This window comes from Serratia sp. TMDUHS_CL (genome assembly GCF_037137105.1).
Taxonomy (GTDB): Bacteria; Pseudomonadota; Gammaproteobacteria; order Enterobacterales; family Enterobacteriaceae; genus Serratia; species Serratia nevei.
Map to the genome: position 1 here is coordinate 630,772 of NZ_JBBBDV010000001.1, position 21,363 is coordinate 652,134.

Consider the following 21,363-nt stretch of genomic DNA (forward strand, 5'->3'; position numbering starts at 1 on the left):
GTATTCCACAGTTACCCTATCAGTGATAGAGAGATGAGCGAAAAAAATACTGCGGCGCGTTTAACGCGTGAAACGGTCCTGCGCGGGGCGCTGGCGTTACTGGATGACATCGGCATCGATGCCCTGAGCACCCGCCGCCTGGCGCAGCATCTGGGCGTGCAATCCCCCACGCTCTATTGGCACTTCAAAAACAAGGCCGAGCTGCTGAAGGCGATGGCGGAAACCATCATGTTGGACCACCGCGAAGAGGTGCCCGCCGACATGCCCTGGCAGGCCTGGGTGACCGCCAATGCGATCAATTTCCGCCGCGCGTTGCTGGCTTACCGCGACGGGGCGCGCCTGCACGCCGGCACCCGGCCGCAGGAACCGCAATTCGCCATCATCGAGGCCAAGGTGGCGCTGCTGTGCCGGGCGGGCTTTACGCCGGAACACGCCGTTAATCTGCTGTTCGCCGTCGGGCGTTTTGTGGTGGGTTGGGTGCTGGAAGAGCAGCAACTGCAGCCCGATGATGCGCTGAACGAAGCCGATCGCCGGCGCTACCCGCTGCTGTGTGGAGGCTGGGAAAAGCTGCAGGACAAGGGGGCAGACGCGCTGTTCGAAGCCGGCCTCCGGCTGTTGGTCGACGGCGCCGAGGCCGCGTTGGCGAACGCCAATAATCACGGCGCGCAATCATAAAACCAGGCTTATCTATAGGAAATTTATAGAAAATACCCACTTTTCGTTAAAGCCATGGCGGCTACATTCCCTTAACATTATCAAGTCTTTTGATGATAATTATTAGCACGCTGCACAATTATTCATCGCAGTGATGTTACGGATTAAATCCGTTTGCTTAAGGGATAGTTTCACCATGGAAATCAACGTTAACGGCCGGGTGGTTCCACTCGGCGATATCTCGCCCGACACCCCGCTGCTGTACGTTTTACGCAACGATCTGCAATTGAACGGCCCCAAATACGGCTGCGGCCTGGGGGAGTGCGGCGCCTGCACGGTGCTGATCGACGGCGTCGCCGCACGCTCCTGCTCAATGCCGCTGTCCGCCGTAGGAAAAAAATCCGTCACCACGCTCGAAGGCCTGAGTACACCGGAGGCGCTGCATCCGGTGCAGCAGGGGTTTATCGATGAGCAGGCGGCGCAGTGCGGTTACTGCACCAACGGCATGATCATGACGCTGGTCGCGCTGTTCGAACGCGAGCCGGAGGCGGACGAACAAACCATCAAGAAAGAGCTGGCCTACAACCTGTGCCGCTGCGGCACGCATATCGAGATCCTGCATGCCGCCGAGCGCGCCCGCGATCTGCTGGCCGCGCGGAGGCAAGCATGAGCCGCCTCGAACTGACCCGCCGCCAGCTGCTGCAGGCCGGCGGTGTGGTAATGGTCAGCAGCCTGCTGCCCGCGTCGTTTAACGCCTTCGCCGCCGAGGCGGTTGCATCGCCCGCCGAGCTGCCGCTGGATCGGGTGGACAGCTTTATCAGCCTCACCGCCGACGGCCGGGTGACGGCGTTCAATGGCCACGTCGATCTGGGCACCGGCATTCGCACCGCGCTGGCGCAGATCGTCGCCGATGAAATTTGCGTGCCGTTCGAGCAAGTCACGATGATCCTTGGCGATACGCAACGCACGCCGGATCAGGGGCCGACCATCGCCAGCGCCACCCTTCAGGTGACGTCGGTGCCGCTGCGACAGGCGGCGGCGCAGGTGCGGCACCTGCTGACGGCGCTGGCGGCCAAAGCCTTCGAACTGCCGGCCGAACAGCTGACGGCGGCGGCGGGGCAGGTATTTGTGACCGGGAACCCAGGGCGATCGCTGAGCTATGCGCAGCTGGCGAGTGGGCAAAATCTGCACGTGATGCTGGATAAAAACGTGCAGCTGAACAGTGAACGGCAGAACCAGTATGTGGGCCGCGCCGTGCCCCGGGTCGATATTCCGGCCAAGGTCAGCGGTGGGCTGACCTACGTACACGACCTGCGCTTGCCCGGCATGCTGCATGGCCGCGTGGTGCGCCCGCCATACGTAGGCGCCGACAGCAGCGCGCCGTTGGGCAGTGGCCTGCTGTCGGTGGATAAAAGCTCGATCGCGCACCTGCCGGGCATCGTGAAACTGGTGGTGATCAACGATTTCATCGGCATCGTGGCCGAGCGCGAGGAACAGGCAATCGCCGCCATGCGCCAACTGAAAACCACCTGGCAATCCTGGGTCGGGTTGCCGGATCTGTCGCCGGAAGCGCTGCCCGCCGCGCTGGAGGCCAATCCGAAAACCGACCGCGTGCTGCGCGACGACGCGGGCACGGACGCCGCGTTGGCATTGCTGCATACCGAAGTGCAGGCCGACTATGTCTGGCCTTACCATCAGCACGCCTCGATCGGCCCTTCCTGCGCGGTGGCGGAGGTCAAAGACGGGCGGGCGCAGGTGTGGTCCGGCACGCAAAACCCACACGATCTGCGCAAAGATATCGCCAGGCTGCTCGAGCTGCCGCCTGGGCAGGTGCACATCACCCGCATGGAGGCTTCCGGCTGCTATGGCCGCAACTGCGCCGACGACGTCTCGGCGGACGCGGCGCTGCTGGCACGGGCCACCGGCCGACCGGTGCGCGTGCAGCTGATGCGCGAACAGGAATCCGGTTGGGAGCCGAAGGGCACCGGCCAGCTGATTCGGGTGCGCGGCGGCCTCGATGCGCAAAACCGGGTGGCGGCCTACGAATTGAAAACCAGCTATCCCTCCAACAATGCCGTGACCTTGCCGCTGGTGTTGACCGGCAAAGTGGCCAACCGGGCCGACGTGCAGCAGATGGGCGATCGCACCGCCATTCCGCAATACGAGTATCCGCACATGCGGGTGGTCTGCCAGGACGCCGCGCCGATCGTGCGGGCTTCGTGGATGCGCGGCGTTTCGGCGCTGCCCAACGTGTTCGCCCATGAGTCCTGGATCGACGAGCTGGCCTGGCGCGCCGGTGAGGATCCGATCGCGTTTCGTTTGCGCTATCTGAACGATCCGCGTGCGGTGGCCTTGATTGAAGCCCTGAAACGGCAGGCGAACTGGCAAGACGGCCCGGCGCACCGGGCGTGCGCCGCCGGCGCCGAAGTGGTGAGCGGCCGGGGCTTCGCCTACGCGCGCTATTTCCACAGCAAGTTCCCTGGCTTCGGCGCCGCCTGGGCGGCCTGGGTGTGCGATCTCAGCGTCAACCGCCGCTCCGGGCAGATCACGCTCGATAAAATCTTCGTGGCGCATGACTGCGGCCGCATGATCAACCCGGCCGGGGTGCGCCATCAGGTGCACGGCAACATTATCCAGTCCGCCAGCCGGGTGCTGAAAGAGTTTGTGACCTTCAACGAGACGGGGGTGACGTCATTGGACTGGGGCGGCTACCCGATCCTGCGCTTCGACGAACTGCCGCAGATCGATATCCAGCTGATCGACCGTCCGGAGGAAGCGCCGATGGGCGCCGGAGAATCCGCCTCGGTGCCGAGTGCCGCGGCGATCGGCAACGCGCTGTTTGACGCGCTCGGCGTGCGCCTGCGCGAGGTGCCGTTTACGCCGGCGCGGGTGCTCGCCGCGCTGCGCGCTCAGGCCGGCCATTAACCCCCCGTAACGAACAAGGACAGCAAAGATGAGTAAGATGAAAAAAATCTTCGGGTGGGGTGGCTTCACGGCGATCGCCGTTGTGGTGGCCGGCGTTGTCGCCAGCTGGCAACCGGAAATCGCGCCGCTCGCCGCCGATGCGACGCACAGTTTCAGCGAGGCGCAGATCGCGCGCGGCAAAACGCTGGCCGATCTCGGCGATTGCGCGGTGTGCCACACCCGTTCGGGCGGTGAGCGCAATGCCGGCGGGTTAGCGATGGAGATCCCCTTCGGCACCATTTACACCACCAACATCACGCCGGACGTGGAAACCGGCATCGGCAGCTGGAGCTACGCGGCGTTTGAACGTGCCATGCGCCACGGCGTCGATCGCCAGGGCCGCTACCTTTACCCGGCGTTTCCCTATACCGCTTTTACCCGCACCCGCGACGACGATCTGCAGGCGCTGTACGCCTACCTGATGTCGCAGCCGCCGGTCAACTCCCGGCCGCCGGCCACCGATCTGCACTTTCCGTTCAATATCCGCCAGGGCATCTTCGCCTGGAACCTGCTGTTCCTGACGCCGGGCGCGATGCAGGAAGACCCGGCCCAAAGCGCCGCCTGGAACCGCGGCGCTTATCTGGCCGAAGGGCTGGGGCACTGTAGCGCCTGCCACTCGCCGCGCAACGTGCTGTTCGGCGAGAAAACCGGTAGCGACCACCTGGCCGGCGGCGTGGCGGAAGGCTGGACGGCGCCGGCGTTGACCGGCCGCTCGCCTGCGCCGCTCGATTGGACGCAGCAGGATCTGGTCGATTTTATGCGTACCGGCTACTCGGCCAACCACGGCGTGGCCGCCGGCCCGATGGCGCCGGTGATCGAAGAAGGGTTGTCCCGCTTGCCGCAGGCCGATCTGCAGGCGATCGCCGTCTATCTGCGCAGCTATCATCCTGAAACGGCGGCGAGCGCGACGGCGGCCGCGTTGAATGCTCAGGCGGAACGGCAGGTGGAGCCCCTGAGCTCGCAAGGCGCGCGGCTGTTTTCCGGCGCCTGCATGGCTTGCCATGCGCAGGAAAAAGGCGCGCAGATGGCAGGAGTGCGGCCGTCTCTGGCGCTGAACACCAACCTGTTTGCCGAGGCGCCGGACAACGCCATTCGCGTGGTGCTGGATGGCATACAGCGGCCGGCGAACGCCGAACTGGGCTATATGCCGGGCTTCCGCCATAACCTGGATGACGTGCAGATCGCCATCCTGCTCAACTACCTGCGGCAGCACTACGCCGGTCAGGCGCCGTGGCCCGATCTGGCGGCGCAGGTCGGCCGCCTGCGCGCCGAAACCGCGCAGAAATAGCCGCCGAGGGCTGGACAGGCGCGCCGCGTTGGCGACAATAGGGCCTTTCACATGGACAGAGGCAGTAAAATGAATACGTTAGACGCAATCCGCCAGCGCCGCGCCACCAAGCAGTTCGATACGCAGCACGTGATGACGCTCGAAGAGAAAAAAGCGTTGCTGACTATCGCGCTGCAGGGCGCACCCAGCGCTTTTAACCTGCAGCACTGGCGCCCGCTGCTGATCGAAGATCGCGCTCAGCGCGAGAAAATTCGCGAGGCGGCGTGGGGGCAGGCGCAGGTGACCGACGCATCGATGCTGGTCGTGCTGTGCGGCGATCTGTCGAGCTGGGAGTCACAGGTAAAAAACGTTTGGGCCGAGGCGGCGGAGCCGGTACAGCAGTTCATGATCCCGGCCGTCGATCAGTATTATCGCGGTAAGCCACAGGTGCAGCGCGACGAAGTGATGCGCAGCAGCGGCATCTTCGCCCAGACGCTGATGCTGGCGGCCAAGGCGCAGGGCTACGACTCTTGCCCGATGGACGGGTTTGATTTCGACGCCGTGGGCGAAATCATCAACAAACCGGCGCACTATCAGATCGCGCTGATGGTCGCCATCGGTAAGGCGGCGGGGCAACCTTATCCGCGCATCGGCAAACTGCCGTTCGACGACGTGGTAAAAACCGACCGTTTCTGATCTGAACGGTGAATGACAAAAGGGAAGGCTTGCGCCTTCCCTTATTTTTTTGCGACGCACAGTTCGTTCCAGTAGCTGAAACGGATGCGCCGTTGCAGGCGGTGATGCCACATAGAACACTCCTTCTACCCTACACGGTTTAAATAAATAGCACCGCGCCGGGCGCAAGACGAATGCCTTATTGTGCATAGCTTGCCCGCCGGATGGGATTAGCGGTATTTATTGACGTTGGCCACGGCGGAATCTAAAGACGTTACCTTATATTTCCAATAGGTTATTTTATTGGCCTGCGCTGCGCCCACCGCACCGAAATAGGTTTGCCACGCCGTGGCGCTGGTCAACAAATCGCTAAACATCTGCCCCAGGTCGGTCACGCTCCAGACGGTACGGTAGCCTTTCACCGCAGAAGGCGCCGGCGGCGTATGCTGAACATAGCCGCCAACCGAATACCGGTTCTCGTAGGCCATAAATACGGTGTAAACCCGTCCGTGCGGCGCCGTATGCTGGTACCAGGGGATCACCACAAAATGGTGGACGGGCGGGCCAATCATGAAATGCCAAACGGCGGTTTCCGAGTTCGCCCCAGAGAACCCCAGCGCGATATTGATATTCTTTTGCATGTCACGGTTATTTTCGATCGTGGTTCCGGCCCCGCTATCGTCCTGCGTTTTGCCATAAACGGCCCGGCTCATTTGGGCGGGGACGCCAGGGCAATTATTTATTGCCATCAGAGAATTATTGCTGACGATGGCATTGATTAATGTCTCACCGGTATTGCTCATATTGATATTTCTCCACACGCAAGGTAAATATTCTAATTATTTTCATGCTTAATAATTAGAATGGATTAAATAGGCTGAGTGGCGGCATCGATAATAAGGTTAGACATAAAATGCCTTCGGCATTCGTTTATGCTCATTTATTTTTCTGTCTCACGACGGCAGGCTCGGCTGCTGTTGAGATTGAATGGCGTTTATAAAACATCATGCCCGCCGCGGCGCCCAGGATCGCCAGCGTGCCCAGCAGCTGCAGCAGGCTGAGGCGGTGGCCGAACACCGCCCAGTCCACCACGATCGCCACCGCCGGGTAGATGAACGACAGGGCGCCGACCAGGGCCGTGGGGATCTTCTGAATGGCGCCATATAGCAACGTGGACATCAAACCGGTATGCACCAGGCCGAGGGTCGCCAGCAGCAGCCAGTCGAGGGGGGCCGCAGGCGGCGTAGCCAGGCCGGCGAACGGCGCCAGCGCCAACGCGCCGACGGTCAGCTGAATCAACACGATCAGCTGCGGCGGCAGCGCGGCCAGCTGTTTGACGATCGCCGCCGCAATGGCGTACATCAGGGCTGCGCCCAGCGCCAGCGCCACGCCAAGCAGGTAGCCATCGCCGCTGCCGCCGTTTTGCCGGCCGGCGACGATCAACACCACCCCCGCGAACGCCAGCAGAAGCCAGCCCAGCCGATCGGCCGTCAGTTTTTCGCCGAACAGCAGCGCCCCCAGCGCCACCAACATGAACGGCTGAACGTGGTAGGTGACGGTGGCGACAGCGATCGAAGCATGCTGATAGGCGGCAAACAGCAGCGTCCAATTGAGCACCAGGGCGATCCCCCCCAGAATGGCGAAGGCCAGCTGGCGGCGGTTGATCGCGCCTTGTTTCAACTGACCGAGTGCGGCGCAGGTCGCCAGCATGGCCAGCGCGCCGAACGCGCAGCGCCAAAACACCACCGTCGCAGGCGGCTGCCCCAAAACGAGCACCGGCCACCCCACGGTGCCGGAGATGGTCATGGCGAGGATCATTTGCACTGCACCGCGCGTTTTCGTTTTCATGTTGTTTCCTTCGTTGCCTGGCCGTACTTGTGGTGAAGCGGCTTAATCATTAAAATGAACAATCGAACATTATGATGAACACGAACACGAGTGTTCGTCAAGCCGAACAAATGGATGGCATAGCGAACAATGAGTGACGATCGGATGCAGAACATCACGCCTATCGGCCTGCTGTCGGCGGCAATCCGCCGCGAGCGGGAGCGGTTGAACCTGTCGGTGACCGAACTGGCGAAGCGAGCGGGCATCGCCAAATCCACGCTGTCGCAGCTGGAAGCCGGCAGCGGCAATCCCAGCCTGGAAACGCTGTGGGCGCTGGCGATGGCGCTGGACGTGCCGGTCAGCCGGCTGATTTCACAGCCGAGCAGGCAGGTGCAAGTGATCCGCGCCCATGAAGGTACGCCGGCGCTGTCGGAGCAGGGCAACTACGCCGCCACGCTGCTGGCCACCTGCCCGCCGGGGGCGCAGCGCGACATTTACCGGCTGCGGGTGCAGCCCGGCGAAGCCAAACTTTCCCGGCCGCATCCCCCCGGCACCGTCGAGCATGTGATCATCAGCAGCGGGCGGGCGCGCCTCGGGCCGGCGGACCAGCCGCTGGAGCTGAGCGCCGGCGATTACATCAGCTACTCCGCCGATCGCGAGCACGTTTTCGAGGCGCTGGAGCCGGAGACCACCGCCGTGATGCTGATCGAACAGGGGTAGCCCCGGTGTTGAAGGTCCGTTTATTGAAAATGATTCTCAATTATATTAGTGTGCCCGCCTGTTTTGACGCCGGGACGGGCGCGTAGCCCGGCGTCGCCGTTTATTGCCCTTCAAGGACCGAAGATGAAAATCGCTATTCCTTCCCTGCTGTTATTCGCCGGTTTGACGGCAACGCACCCGGCCACCGTGTTGGCCGTTGCACCGCCCGCCGCGGCGGATCAGGGCCAGAACGACACGGCCAACAACGATTTCAGCTTCGTACGCTATCGCGCGGATTACCGCGTCAACGCCAACGCCACCAACGTGAAAACGGAAAGCTACGAAATGCTGCTGAAGACCAAGGCGGCGGTCGAGAAATTCAGCCAGATCCGCCTGAGCTACAGCGAAAAAATGGAAACGCTGGAGGTGGTCGCCGCCTACACGCTGACCGCCGACGGCCAGCGCCACGACGTGGCGCCCGATCGCATCTATACCCAGGAAAGCTACTCCAGCGCCACGGCGCCGCTGTATGCCGACCGCAAAGTGCGCGTCATCGTGTTCTCCAACCTGGCGCCGGGATCGCGCGTGGTGTATGAGCTGCGCCGCACGCAAAACACCCCATACTTCCCCGACTATTTCGGCCTGTGGGAGACGTTCAGCGTTTTCGATCAGTTCGACGACGCCGAAGTGACCCTGCAGGCGCCGGCCAGGCTGCCGATGCATATCTTCACGCGCGGCGTGGAAGGCGGGGACCAGCCGCAGATCCGCGACGGGCAGGCGCACTGGCGCTGGCATTATTCGCGCAGCACGCCGATGAAATCACAAAACTGGGCGGCGGACAGCTGGACCTTCAGCCCGACCATCATGGCCAGCACCTACCGCGAGTGGCCGCAGCTGGCCAAGGCCTACCAGCTGAAGGCCGGCGCGGCGGCGCAGGTGACGCCGGGCATTCAGGCGCTGGCGGACAACATCACCGCCGGCATCAGCGATCGGCGCGAGCAGGCGGAGGCCCTCTATCGCTGGGTGGCGCAAAACATTCGCTACGTGGCGGTGTACCTGGGCAACGGCGGGCTGGAGCCGAATTCGGCGCAGAGCATTCTCGACAACCACTACGGCGACTGTAAGGACCACGTGGTGATCCTGGAGGCGCTGCTCGCCGCCAAGGGCATTGCAAGCTCGCCGGTGCTGATCGGCATGGACGAAGGCCCGATACTGCCTAAGGTGCCGCTGCTCAGCCGCTTTAACCACGCCATCACCTACGTGCCGGAGTTCAAACTGTACCTGGACTCCACCAATCCGTGGGCGCGGTTCGGGCAACTGCCGGAAGGCGACCTGGGGGCACCGGTGCTGCTGACGCGCGACGCCAAACTGGCGCGCACGCCGGGCAGCGACGAGCAGCCGGTCAAGAGCGCGCTGAGCGTCGATTTCGTGTTCGACAAAGCGGGCAATCTGCACGGGCAAACCGAGCGTCGGCTGAGCGAAGTGGAAGAGATTGACCTGCGGGGCTACTTCTCGCAGATCAACCGGCAGAACCGGGCGCAGGCCGAAGCGTCGATCATGTCCGCCTCCGGCATCGACGGCAGCGGCGAGGTGGCGATGAACAGCGATCCGCTGGATCTCAAAAAACAGTTCGGTTACCGCTTCCGCTTCAAGGCGGACGACTACGTCGATTTCAGCGTAGTGGGCGGCATGACGCTGCCGAATCCGCCCGGCGGCAAATCGTTCCGCACGCTGTATACCACCACGCCGGCGCCGGACAACGAAACGCCGTTCTACTGCAGCGCGCAGCGCTACGACGAAACCTACCGTCTGCAGCTGCCGGCCAACGTGCCGATCATCGCCATTCCGCAAGACAGGCAGTTCCGCAATGCGGCGGGCGACTATCGCGTGGCATGGCGGCGCGACGGGCAGCAGGTGATCGTCAATCATCGGCTGCAGGTGAACGCCATTCGCGGCAAGGAAGCGCTGTGCCAGGCGCAGGATTATCCGGCGTTCCGCGAGCTGTTCCAGCAGGTGCGGCGCGGTTTCCGCGGCCAGGTGGTGTACGGCGAATTGGCCAACGGAAAATAAGCTGCAGCCCCGTCGCGCTAAGCGGCGGGGCGCACGCCTCAGTTGAACTCGCCCGCGACCTCGGACCACAGGCTGACGCGGCAGCCGCGCGCGGCGAAAGAGTCCATCTCGCGCTTGATGCCGCCGCTCTCTTGCCAACCCGGCAAATCGAGCACGATCAACTCATCCATCGCCGCCATGAACAGGGCGTCGATCGGCGCCCACAACTTGCCGATGGCGGTTTTGTCGAGCTCTTGCAAACACAGATTGATCGGATGCGACATGCTGACCTGGCTAAAAACGGCGCTGCCGGCGCGCACGATAGCGGCGGCGACGTCGTTGCACGCCATAAAGCGCTGCTGCACGACGTTGGCGTCGGCGTGGCTGTAGGGGCAGGCCAAAAATATCTTTCTCATTACCGTTTTCTCTCTCAATAACTAGAACGTGGGGGAAAAAAGGGCGCAGCTTCCCCGTGAGGCGGCGCCCCGTTTATTTTTTATGGTGCAGGGATAAATTCAGCGAGCGGCGGCGGCGATGGCCGTCGACTGCCTTTGCGTCTGTTCTTTTTCCAGCAATTCGGCTTCCGGCACCGAGATCTTGATGGCGATCAGCACGGCAATCATGCCGCCGAGAAATTTACCCATCATGATCGGCAGCACCAGCGAAGGTTGGAAGTTAGCGGTAAACGCCAGGTGATCGCCCAACGTCGCCTGCGCACAAATACCGAAGGCGACGCACAGCACCTTATCGCGTGCCCGCATACCTTTGAACAGGTGATAAACCGCGATGATATTGGCCAGCACCATAATAAAGCCCAGTGCGCCGGTATCCGACAGGCCGAGTTTTCTGCCGATGAAATGCATCGGCTTACGGCAATAGCGCTGGAACAAATAACAGATGGGGAATGTGCCCGCCAACATAATGCCGATGTAACCGGCAATCTCGATAGCGCGGAATAATTCGTCTTTGTCGGCGAATAACGGATCGAATACCCAGCCGCCGAAGACCTTTTTAAACACGCCGGTAAAATGCTCGATGATGCACAGCGCCAACACCAGTTTGATAAAGGCGTCCGCCGCCTTGCCGAAGATCAGGAACCCTTTCACCATGGCCGCCGGCCGCAGCTTCAGGCCCAGCGCCAGCAGGAAACACAGGGCAAACAGCGGCGACAGCAGCCGCAGCGCCTGCAGGAAATCCAGCTGCAGATAGTGCGCGGCGGGCGAGGTGGTGGAAATGATCTCCCTGACCGGCAGGTTGTTGAAGGTGATGGTCACCAGGGCGATCAGCACGGCGAACGGAATGCTGATCAGGCCCGCCATCGCGCCCAGCGCCAGATATTTATGGTCGTCGCGGTTCAGCATGATAAGCCCGACGGGGATCAGGTACACGATGCTGGCGCCGGAGGTGTAACCCACCAGCATGGCGACGATCCACATGTCGCGGTTGGCGGCGATGGCGTCGGCCAGCTGATAGCCGCCCATGTCCACGGCGATCACCGCCAGCGCGGCGATCGAGGCGTCGGAGCCCAGCGCCGAGAAGAAGGGGCCGATGCTGTACATGATCAGGTAAGAGATGATCGGGATCGCCGCCATGATGCCCGCCTGGGCGAGAAACACCGGGCCGATGGCGTGAATGCCGTTGACGAACTCGCGCCCCAGTTCACCTTCCGGTTTAACGATCGACGCCAGTGCACCGATCAGGGTGCCGGCCATGATGATATAGATGATGAAATTACCGAACTCAGCCATGGTGTTCCTCCTGCGATGAACGTAAGCCGCGCGAGCGGGCGATGATTTCCTGATAGCGGGCGAACCAGACCGCCATATCGACCTCGGCGGGCTCCGTCACTTCATAGCGGTTGAGCACCTTAAGCGGCTGTTCCACGCCCAGCCCTCTGCGCGCCAACTGCGCCACGCCCTGAGCGGTGATCTCTTTGTTGGCGGGCGTAACGATGCGCTTTTGGATCAGGTTGGCGAGGAACTGCGTGAAATAGCGGTTGGCGGACAGGCCGCCGTCCACCGAAATGCTGTCGCCGATCGGTTTCAACTTATCCATGGCGTTGATCACCTCGGCGGAACGCATGGCGATGCCTTCGAGGATCGACTGCAGCAGATCCTTGCGTTCGGTTTCCAGCGACAGGCCGGCCCACATCCCGGCGGCGGAGCGATCCCAATACGGGCAGGCCAGCCCGGAAAGCGCGGGCACAAAGGCCAGGCCGCGCGCGATGGCAGGCTGGGCCGGGAAATCGCCGAATTCATCGAAGTCGTTGAACAGGCCTATCTTTCTCGCCCAGTTAATGGCGGAGGCCGCGTTATAAACGCCGCCGTCCAGGCCATATACCGGCTCGCTGCCGGGCAGCTTCCAGCACAGCGTGGGTAACAGGCCGGACTCGCCGGCGTTGATCGGGCGCGGCCCGGTGATCGCCTGTAAAAAGGCGCCGGTACCGAAGGTGATCTTCATCTGCCCCGGTTGATGGCAGCCGTGGCCGTATGTGCCGGCAAACTGGTCGACGATGCAGGCCGTCAGCGGCACCGGTTTGCCGTTGAGCGCGACGTCGCCGAAGTGGCCGATGTTGTCTCTGACCTCGGGCAGGCTGTCGATCGGCACGCCGAACAAACGGCACAGCTCTTCATCCCACTGCAGGGTATGAATGTTGAACAACGAGGTGCGCGAGGCGGAGTTATAGTCGGTGAGATGCCGGCCGCACAGGTGGAACAGGAAGAAGGCGTCCATGGTGCCGAGCCGCAGGCGGCCGCGTTGCGCCAGCTGCCTGGCCCCCGGCGCGTTGTTCATCAGCCAGCCCATCTTGCTGGCGGAGAAGTAGGTATCGAGCGGCAGACCGGTTTTCGCCATCACCAGCGGCTCGACGCCTTCGCGTTTCAGGCGCTGGATCTCCGGCTCGGTGCGCTGATCTTGCCAAACGATGGCGTTGTACAGCGGCAGGCCGCTGTCGGCGTCCCAGGCCAGCAGGCTTTCGCCCTGATGCCCTAAACCGATGGCGTCCACCATGTCGCACTGGCTGAGACAGCGGCGGATATTCGCCAAAATCTCCAGGGCGTCGTGTTCCACCCAGCCCGGATTGGGGGTGATCTGCTTGTGCGGCATGCTGGCCGGCGAATGGTGCCTGCCGTCTTCGCCGAACACCACGACCCGGGTGCCGGTGGTTCCCTGATCAATCGCGGCATAACGTTGATTCATCATTGCTTCGCTCTCTTATAGGTTTTGTTTTTTATTGTGCCTGGTGTTGTTTGTGTGACTGTTTTAATAATCTATCTTCAATTTCACACATTAAAGCAACATAAATCACAAGATAAAATAACCCCGCGTGATCGACCTCATACTTTTTGCTTATCACCCCATTCTGCGGCTTTTTTTTGGGAGTTATGTTGTTTTTGTCATTTCAAATGCGGTTATTGTGTGGTTTTATTGTGGTTATCACATCAAAACGGGACATCAGCATGATGGAAGAACAAACGGGTTGGGACATTGTCGTGATTGGCGGCGGTGTGGTCGGGTGTGCGGTATTCCGCAAATTCTGCCTGATGGGCGCCCGTACGCTGCTGTTGGAAAAGGGGGGCGATATCCTGTCCGGCGCCAGCAAAGCCAACAGCGCGCTGCTGCATACCGGCTTCGATGCGCCCAGCGGCAGCCTGGAGCTGCGCTGCATGCAGGCCGGCTACCGGGAATTTATCGCCATTCGCGAACGAATGAATCTGCCGCTGCTGCCCACCGGCGCGCTGGTCGTGGCCTGGGACGAGCAGCAGTTGGCGGCGCTGCCCGCGATCGTGCAGCAGGCACATGACAACGGCGTGCCGGACGTGGCGCAGATCGACGCCGCCGAGCTGTATCGCCGTGAACCGCAGCTGGCGCCCGGCGCATTGGCGGCGGTAGAGGTGCCGGGCGAGAGCGTGATCGATCCCTGGAGCACGCCGCTGGCTTACCTGACGCAGGGCGTCAAACACGGCGGCGACTATCGCTTCAATACCGAGGTGACCGGCGCCGAACGCTTGCCGACCGGCTGGCGGCTAACCAGCAACCGGGGCGAGTTTCACGGCAAAATCGTCATCAACTGCGCCGGCAATCAGGGCGACCGGGTAGAAAGTTTCTGCCATCAGCCCGAGTTTGAAATCCGCCCGCGCAAAGGGCAGTTCCTGGTGTTCGACAAGGCCGCCGCCGGGCAGGTCAACGCCATCATCTTGCCGGTGCCGACGGCGATCACCAAAGGGGTGCTGCTGTCGAAAACCATCTTCGGCAATCTGTTGCTGGGGCCGACCGCCGAAGAACAGCAGGATCGCGAGACGGCGACGGTGGACGAAACCAAAATGCGCGAGCTGATCGAACAGGGCACCCGGCTGCTGCCCACGCTGGCAAATTACAGCGTGACCGCCAGCTATGCCGGATTGCGCCCGGCGACCGAACAGAAACACTACCGCATTCAGCCCTATCCCGAGCGGCAGTGGATCTGCGTGGCGGGCATTCGCTCCACCGGCCTGACGGCGGCGCTCGGCATCGCGCAATACGTGGAGCAGCTTTACCGCGACCATTTTACGCCGTGCTTCACGCCGACGGCGCCGCAGACCGTGCATTGGCCGCAGATGCCGATGCTCGCCGACTACGGGCTGCGCGATTACGCGCGCCCGGACAACGGCGGCATCGTTTGCCATTGCGAGCTGGTGACCCAGCGGGAAATCGAGGCGGCGTTCGATTCCGCCGTGCCGCCGGAGTGCATCGGCGGGCTGCGGCGCCGCACGCGCGTGATGATGGGGCGCTGCAACGGTTTTTATTGCAGCAGCCGGGTGGCGGAAATGGTAGGCGATCGTTTTGGCCAGACGCTGGCCGTAGGGAGCATTGATGAAAACTGAGTATCAGGTGGCGATTGTCGGCGCCGGGCCGGCCGGGATCGCGGCGGCGACCGCGCTGCGGCAGGCGGGGATCGAGGATGTGGTGCTCCTGGAACGGGAGCGGGAAGCGGGCGGCGTGCCGAGACACTGTCGGCACCCCACCTTCGGGCTGCAAACGTTTTACCGGCCGATGCTCGGCTCCACCTATGTCGATAAGATACTGGCGCGCACCGGGCAGGTGGAAATCCGCACCGGCGTGACGGTGTTCGTCATCAAGCCGGGCGGCGAGCTGAGCATCACGGATCGCCGCGGCGTCAGCACCTTGAAAGCGCAGCGGGTGATCCTGGCGACCGGCGTGCGAGAAACGCCGCGCCATCCGCGCCTGGTGAGCGGCCTGCGGCCGCAGGGCGTGCTGACCGCCGGCGCGCTGCAGCAGTTCGTCTATCTGCGCGGGCTGCAGCCGGGCAAGGCGCCGGTGGTGGTCGGCACCGAGCTGGTCAGTTTCTCCGCGCTGTGGACGCTGCGCAACGCCGGCGTGCGCGCCGTCGCCATGATTGAAAACGGCGACAGGCCCGTCGCCTGGCGTCTGAGCGCGCTCTATGCGCGCCTGATGGGGGTGCCGATCCATTACTCTTCGCGGGTGACCGATATTGCCGGCCGCGATCGGGTCGAATCCATCGAGGTGGAAAACCGCCGCGGGGAGAAACAGCGCATCGCCTGCGACAGCCTGATCTTCACCGGCCGCTTCACCGGGGAGTATACGCTGATCCGCCAGAGCCACCTGGCGCAGCGGCCGGACAGCGGCTGCCCGCTGACCGATCAGTTCGGCCGCTGTTCCGACACCGCCTATTTCGCCGTCGGCAACATGCTGCACCCGGCGGACATGGGCGACCAGTGTTATCAGGAAGGGCTGCGCGTTGGCGAAGCCGTTGCCCGTTCGCTGCAGCGCACGCTGCCGCCGGCGCGGCAAATTCTCCCGGTGCGACACGACGAGCGGATCCGCCTGACCGCCCCTGCCAACGTGGCGCTGATCGGCAAACCCACCCGAGTCACGATCAATATGCGGGTGGAACGGGCAGTGTCCGGTTCGGTGGTGGTGCGGCTGGGCGAGGAAGTGCTGTATCGCAAAACGCATCGCTGCCTGCCGGAACGGCGGATCCTGCTGCGCAACATCGCTTTGCCGGCCGACGGCGAGCGTGACGCGCTGCACATCAGCATCGAATCCGCCGGGTGAACGGCGGCAACGGCTTGCGTCTAACGCCCTGAAACCCGTAGTATTCCGTCAGTTGACGCCGCGAGTCTCGGCGCAAGCGGTCACTCTTACTTAAGGCAGCGAGTGTAATGTGAATGGATATCTCTAATTCCGTGGATAGGCGCAATGAAATACTGGCGCTGATCCAGGCCAACGGCCGGGTTTACGTGAATGAGCTGGCGGATAAATTCCAGGTTTCGCAGGAAACCATTCGGCGCGATCTCAACAAGCTGGAAGATTATCGGCTGATTAAGAAGATCCACGGCGGTGCGGTCAGCAGCCAGTTCAAATTCGAGCATGAATTCAACGAACGGGCCAAAATCGCCGAGGCCGAGAAGCGCGCCATCGCGGAGAAAGCGGTGACGCTGATCCAGCCGGGCGATACGGTGTTCGTGGATTTCGGCTCCACCACGCTGGAGTTCGCCCGCCAGTTGGCGACCGTCGATCAGCTGACGGTCATCACCAATTCGCCGCTGATCGCCAACGTCTGTCTGGAAAATGACTCCATCGACGTAGTGCTGATCGGCGGGCAGTTCATCGGCTCCAAAATGGAGTGCCTGGGGGCGATCGCGCTGAATAACATCGAGGCGTTTTTCGCCGATTACGCCATCATCGGCGCCGGCGCGGTCAATGTGCAGACCGGGGTGATGGATCAAAACGTCAATGAGGCGGCCATCGCGCGCAAAATGATTGCGCAAAGCCGCAAATGCATCGTATTGGCGGACGAAAACAAGCTGCGTGGGCATGCGATGACGTTGGTGGCCAAATGGCCAGAGATCGATTATCTGGTGACCTCCGACAGCGGCAACGCGTTGGAAGGGCTGGTTTTCCCGGCCAACGTCAATGTGTTGGTCGCACAGGTATAAAGGGTGATGAGAAGCCTTTCTCCGGGCCGAGCAACCCGGAGAAGGCCTCCAAACCGCTTTCCTCTACGCGATGTTGACCTCGCGCACCTCTTTGGATCTCAGCGTTACGCGGATCGGCACCGATTTGTACGAAGGAGTGCCGCTTTCCTCATCGATGTAATGCAGCGGCACCAGCACGTTGGCCTCCGGATAGTAGGCGCCGACCGAACCGGCTGAAATGTTGTAGGCGATCACCGTGATGCCTTCCAGGCGTTGAGTGCAGCCGGGCAGCGCCGTTTCCAGGTCGACCACGTCGCCATGCTCCAGCCCCAAACGTTGCAGATCGCTGTCATTCATGAACAAGACGTCGCGCCGGCCGAAAACCCCGCGGTAGCGATCATCCAGGGCATAGATGGTGGTGTTGTACTGATCGTGGCTGCGCAGCGTAATCAGCCGCAGCGTGTCTTGGTCTGCGATAGTCTCGTCTTCATGCAGCCCGCTGAACACGGAAAACATCGCTTTGCCCGTCGGCGTCGGCCACCGGCGCTCGGTTGGCGGCAACGGCATGCGGAAACCGCCCGGCTGGCGGATGCGCGCGTTGTAATCGTCGAAGCCCGGAATGGTTTTTTCGATCAGATCGCGGATCACATCGTAATCTTCAATCAGCTCATCCCAGGGCACCTTGCTGGCGGGCATCACCGCTTTGGCCATGCCGGCCACGATGGCGGGTTCCGAACGCAGCAGTTCCGACGCCGGTTTGAGTTTGCCGGACGAGGCATGCACCATCGACATCGAATCCTCCACCGTCACCGATTGCCGCCCGCCGGCCTGCAGATCCAGCTCGGTGCGCCCCAGGCAGGGCAGAATGAGGGTTTGTTTCGCCACCAACAGATGGCTGCGGTTGAGTTTGGTGCCGATATGCACGCTTAACTCCAGCGCTTTCATCGCCGGGAAACTCTGCTCGGGGTCCGGCAGCGCCACGGCGAAGTTGCCGCCCAGGCAGATCAACGCCTTCGAGGTGCCGTCGATCATCGCCTGCATGCATTTCACGGCATCATGGCCGTGGGCTTTGGGCGGCGTGAAGCCAAACACCGTTTCCAGCTTCGTCAGAAAATCGGCCGAGGGTTTTTCGGTGATGCCGACGGTACGGTTGCCCTGCACGTTGGAATGGCCGCGCAGCGGGCAGATGCCGGCGCCCGGTTTGCCGATGTTGCCACGCAGCAACAGCAGATCGGCGATCAGACGCACGTTGGCGGTGCCTTTATTGTGCTGCGTAATGCCCATGCCGTAGGTCACGATGGTGGCGTTGGATTTTGCGTAGGCGGCGGCGACCTGTTCCAGATCCCGGCGCGCCAGGCCGCTCTCCGCTTCGATAGCCTCCCAACGCGTAGCCGCCAGATCGGCGGCGAAAGCGGCAAATCCTTCCGTGTGCTCGGCAATAAAGGCATGATCCACGGCATTACCCTGTGTTTCATCCAGCTGCAGCAGCGCCTTGGCGATGCCTTTCAGCGCTGCGGCGTCGCCGCCGGCTTTGACCTGATAGTAGGTTGAAGCGATAGGGGTCGAACTGTAGGTCGCCATTTCGATGACGTTTTGCGGATCGGTGAAACGTTCGAGCGCCCGCTCGCGCAGCGGGTTGAACACGATGATCGGCACCTTTTTGCGCGCCAGTTCATGCAGCGTGCCCATCATGCGCGGATGATTGGTGCCCGGATTGTGCCCGATGGAGATAACCAGTTCCGCGCTGTCAAAGTCATCCAGCGACACGGTGCCTTTGCCGATGCCGATCGACTGCGGCAGGCCTACGCTGGTCGGCTCATGGCACATATTGGAACAGTCGGGGAAGTTATTGCTGCCAAATTCCCGCGCAAACAGCTGGAACAGATAGGCCGCCTCATTGGACGCCCGGCCGGAGGTGTAAAACTCCACCTGCTCCGGCGGCAGGGTTTGCAAGACGGCGGCGATGCGTTGAAACGCCTCGTCCCAGGCCAGCGGGCGCAGAGTATCCGTCCCGGCGTCATAGAACAAAGGGGTTGTCAGGCGGCCATAGTCTTCCAACTGATAATCGGTTTTCTGCAGCAGCGACGTTACGGTGTTTTGCGCCAGAAACTCGGGCGTCACGCGCTTGCTGGTCGCTTCCCAGGTCACGGCTTTGGCGCCGTTTTCACAGAACTGGAAGGTGGATCGATGTTCTTTATCCGGCCATGCGCATCCCGGGCAATCAAACCCGTCGGGCTGGTTGGTGCGCATCAGCGTCACCGGCGCTTCTAAGGTGTCCATTTGCGTGCGCACGGCGATGGCCGTCGCTTTCAGCGCGCCCCAACCGCCGGCGGGCCCATCGTAGGGATGAACCCCGGGTACTGCTCGTCTTTTCGCCATGTTGCTTGCCTCCGACACCGCTTACGATAAATGCAGGTGATTAATTTACTATGAATATTATCTTTATCGTTCAAGACGGACCGCAGGCGCCGTCGCCGTTAAGCGCGGGCCTGTCGATTCAGTATAGATGAGTGAAAAAGGGGGCAGCGGCAGTCTGTGCGGGGAGAGCGGCGGCCCGTTTAACCGGAGGCGGGCCGCCGGGGCGTTACTTTTTCACCACCAGGCCCACGCCGCGGCCGCGCGGATCGGACGCGGTTTCCGGTGTGCGGCCATCGATGCGGATAGCCTGAATGTCCCCCATGTTCCAGCCCTGATCCTCGAGGGTGTAGCCCATGGCTTTCAGCTCTTCCGCCGGTTTGCCGGTCAGTGGCGCAAAGCTGTCATAGTACAGGGTGTCCTTCGGCAACAGCTGATGGTGCACGCGCTGGGCGGCCACCGCCTGCGCCAGCGGCAGATGGTAATCGTAGAGGTTGTTGATCACCTGGAAGATCGACGTGAAGATGCGCGATCCGCCCGGCGTGCCGATCACCAGGCTGACCTCGCCATCGCGGGTGATGATGGTCGGGCTCATCGAGGAGAGCATGCGCTTGCCCGGCTCGATGGCGTTGGCGTCGCTGCCCACCACGCCGAAGGCATTGGCGACGCCGGGTTTGGCGCTGAAGTCGTCCATCTCGTCGTTGAGCAGGAAGCCGGCGCCTTTGACCACCACGCCGCTGCCGAAGTCCCAGTTGAGCGTATAGGTGTTGCTGACTGCGTTGCCGGCGGCATCGACAATCGAGAAGTGGGTGGTTTGGTGGGTTTCCAGCCCTGGCCGCACCTGTTCGGTCGGCGAGATCGCCGTCGGGTTGATTTCGGCGGCGCGTTTTTGCAGGTAGTCGGGGGCGATCAGCTGCGCTTCCGGCACCTTAGTGAAATCCGGGTCGCCGAGGTAGTCGGCGCGATCGGCGAACACGCGCTTTTCGATTTCCGCCAGCAGGTGGATATAGCGCGCCGAGTTCAGCGGCACGCCCTTGAAGTCGGCGGCGCGATCTTCTTTTATCCCCAGCAGCTGCGCCAGCGCAATGCCGCCGGAGCTGGGCAGCGGGGCGGTATATACGGTGTTGCCGCGCCAGCTGATGCGCATCGGCTCACGCCATTTCACCCGATAGTCGGCCAAATCCGCCGCGCCGATCAGCCCGTTGTCGCGCTGCATTTGCGCCACCAGCAGGCGGGCGGTTTCGCCGTGATAAAAATCGTCGGCGCCCGACTTGGCGATGCGCTCGAGGGTGGCGGCCAGCTCCGGCTGTTTGAACACCGTGCCGGGCTTCATGGCGCCGAAATAGTCGCCAAAGTTGGTTTTACCGGCGAACAGCTTGTTGGCGTCTTCACGGTACTGATACTGCTGATCCGCCACGGTGAAACCTTGCCGGGCGTAGCCGATCGCCGGCGTCAGCAGTTCGGCCCACGGCAGTTTGCCGAAGCGCTTGTGGGCTTCCCACAGCCCCAGCACGGTGCCCGGCACGCCGGCGGCGCGGCTGCCCACCAGGCTGAGATTTTCGATCACTTCACCTTTCTCGTTCAGGTATAGGGTTTTGCTGGCGGCCTTGGGGGCCACTTCGCGGTAGTCGAGGAAATAGGGTTTGCCGTCGATATACAGCGTCATAAAGCCGCCGCCGCCGATATTGCCGGCTTCAGGGTAGGTGACCGCCAGGGTAAAGGCGGTGGCGACCGCCGCGTCGACCGCGTTGCCGCCGGCCTGCAGAATGTGCGCGGCGACTTTTGCGCCATACTGATCCGGGGCGGCGACCGCGCCGGCGGTCAGATCGGCGGCAAAGGCGGTGGGAACGGTGCAGGCCAGGGCCACGCTCAGAGCTATCGTTTTCAATAAACCGGCAGACATAGAAGATCCTTTTAGCGATTTTCAGTTATCAG

17 protein-coding genes are annotated in these 21,363 nt (G+C 62.3%); 10 read left to right on the forward strand and 7 right to left on the reverse strand.

The window, feature by feature from the left end; genetic code table 11:
* Positions 1-33: 33 nt before the first annotated feature.
* From tetR to WCL58_RS03060, 5 genes are all read left to right on the forward strand, one after another.
* Positions 34-675, forward strand: coding sequence for a tetracycline resistance transcriptional repressor TetR (tetR, locus tag WCL58_RS03040; RefSeq protein ID WP_336850458.1), 642 nt, complete (start codon positions 34-36; stop codon positions 673-675).
* A gap of 175 nt (positions 676-850) precedes the next feature.
* Positions 851-1,324, forward strand: a complete 474-nt coding sequence (locus WCL58_RS03045; RefSeq protein ID WP_060418803.1) for a (2Fe-2S)-binding protein — start codon at positions 851-853, stop codon at positions 1,322-1,324.
* Positions 1,321-3,579, forward strand: a complete 2,259-nt coding sequence (locus WCL58_RS03050; protein ID WP_336850459.1) for a xanthine dehydrogenase family protein molybdopterin-binding subunit — start codon at positions 1,321-1,323, stop codon at positions 3,577-3,579. The genes WCL58_RS03045 and WCL58_RS03050 overlap by 4 nt, the downstream gene beginning before the upstream one ends.
* A 28-nt stretch (positions 3,580-3,607) precedes the next feature.
* A complete protein-coding gene (locus WCL58_RS03055; RefSeq protein ID WP_060439906.1) occupies positions 3,608-4,906 on the forward strand; it encodes a c-type cytochrome in 1,299 nt (432 codons plus the stop codon).
* Positions 4,907-4,975: 69 nt separating this feature from the next.
* Positions 4,976-5,581: a nitroreductase family protein gene (locus WCL58_RS03060; RefSeq protein ID WP_038871554.1), complete on the forward strand. Its 606-nt coding sequence runs from the start codon at positions 4,976-4,978 to the stop codon at positions 5,579-5,581.
* Positions 5,582-5,790: 209 nt separating this feature from the next.
* Here WCL58_RS03060 and WCL58_RS03065 read toward each other — a convergent pair whose 3' ends face one another.
* Positions 5,791-6,363 (reverse strand): hypothetical protein, encoded by a 573-nt coding sequence (locus WCL58_RS03065; RefSeq protein ID WP_060418809.1) that lies wholly within the window; start codon positions 6,361-6,363, stop codon positions 5,791-5,793.
* A 133-nt stretch (positions 6,364-6,496) separates the two neighbouring features.
* Entirely contained in the window at positions 6,497-7,408 is a 912-nt protein-coding gene (locus tag WCL58_RS03070; protein WP_147839940.1) for a DMT family transporter, read from the reverse strand.
* A gap of 129 nt (positions 7,409-7,537) precedes the next feature.
* On the opposite strand from WCL58_RS03070, the gene WCL58_RS03075 reads away from it, so the two are divergent.
* Both WCL58_RS03075 and WCL58_RS03080 read left to right on the forward strand, forming a co-directional pair.
* Complete coding sequence (locus WCL58_RS03075; RefSeq protein WP_047730677.1) at positions 7,538-8,107, forward strand: helix-turn-helix domain-containing protein; 570 nt, start codon at positions 7,538-7,540, stop codon at positions 8,105-8,107.
* A 123-nt stretch (positions 8,108-8,230) separates the two neighbouring features.
* A complete protein-coding gene (locus WCL58_RS03080; protein ID WP_336850463.1) occupies positions 8,231-10,156 on the forward strand; it encodes a DUF3857 domain-containing protein in 1,926 nt (641 codons plus the stop codon).
* Between the two features lie 38 nt (positions 10,157-10,194).
* On the opposite strand, the gene WCL58_RS03085 is transcribed toward WCL58_RS03080, so the two are convergent.
* The 3 genes from WCL58_RS03085 to WCL58_RS03095 all read right to left on the reverse strand — a co-directional run bounded on the left by WCL58_RS03085 (position 10,195) and on the right by WCL58_RS03095 (position 13,336).
* Positions 10,195-10,551 carry a DUF1937 family protein gene (locus WCL58_RS03085; protein WP_047567396.1) on the reverse strand — a complete coding sequence of 119 codons (357 nt, stop codon included), beginning with the start codon at positions 10,549-10,551 and terminating at the stop codon, positions 10,195-10,197.
* Between the two features lie 99 nt (positions 10,552-10,650).
* On the reverse strand, positions 10,651-11,883 hold the full coding sequence (gene eutH / locus WCL58_RS03090) for an ethanolamine utilization protein EutH (RefSeq protein ID WP_033640245.1): 1,233 nt from the start codon (positions 11,881-11,883) through the stop codon (positions 10,651-10,653).
* Positions 11,876-13,336 carry an FGGY-family carbohydrate kinase gene (locus WCL58_RS03095; protein ID WP_336850465.1) on the reverse strand — a complete coding sequence of 487 codons (1,461 nt, stop codon included), beginning with the start codon at positions 13,334-13,336 and terminating at the stop codon, positions 11,876-11,878. The genes eutH and WCL58_RS03095 overlap by 8 nt, the downstream gene beginning before the upstream one ends.
* A 257-nt stretch (positions 13,337-13,593) precedes the next feature.
* Between WCL58_RS03095 and WCL58_RS03100 the strand changes: the two genes are divergently transcribed.
* From WCL58_RS03100 to WCL58_RS03110, 3 genes are all read left to right on the forward strand, one after another.
* On the forward strand, positions 13,594-14,997 hold the full coding sequence (locus WCL58_RS03100; protein WP_064291345.1) for an NAD(P)/FAD-dependent oxidoreductase: 1,404 nt from the start codon (positions 13,594-13,596) through the stop codon (positions 14,995-14,997).
* Positions 14,987-16,210 (forward strand): FAD-dependent oxidoreductase, encoded by a 1,224-nt coding sequence (locus WCL58_RS03105; protein WP_336850467.1) that lies wholly within the window; start codon positions 14,987-14,989, stop codon positions 16,208-16,210. The genes WCL58_RS03100 and WCL58_RS03105 overlap by 11 nt, the downstream gene beginning before the upstream one ends.
* A gap of 113 nt (positions 16,211-16,323) precedes the next feature.
* Positions 16,324-17,094: a DeoR/GlpR family DNA-binding transcription regulator gene (locus WCL58_RS03110; RefSeq protein ID WP_039566063.1), complete on the forward strand. Its 771-nt coding sequence runs from the start codon at positions 16,324-16,326 to the stop codon at positions 17,092-17,094.
* 63 nt (positions 17,095-17,157) lie between these two features.
* Here the strand turns inward: WCL58_RS03110 and WCL58_RS03115 are convergent, their stop codons facing one another.
* Positions 17,158-19,452, reverse strand: a complete 2,295-nt coding sequence (locus WCL58_RS03115) for an FdhF/YdeP family oxidoreductase (RefSeq protein WP_336850469.1) — start codon at positions 19,450-19,452, stop codon at positions 17,158-17,160.
* Between the two features lie 205 nt (positions 19,453-19,657).
* Entirely contained in the window at positions 19,658-21,331 is a 1,674-nt protein-coding gene (gene ggt / locus WCL58_RS03120) for a gamma-glutamyltransferase (RefSeq protein WP_100395771.1), read from the reverse strand.
* Positions 21,332-21,363 lie beyond the last annotated feature (32 nt).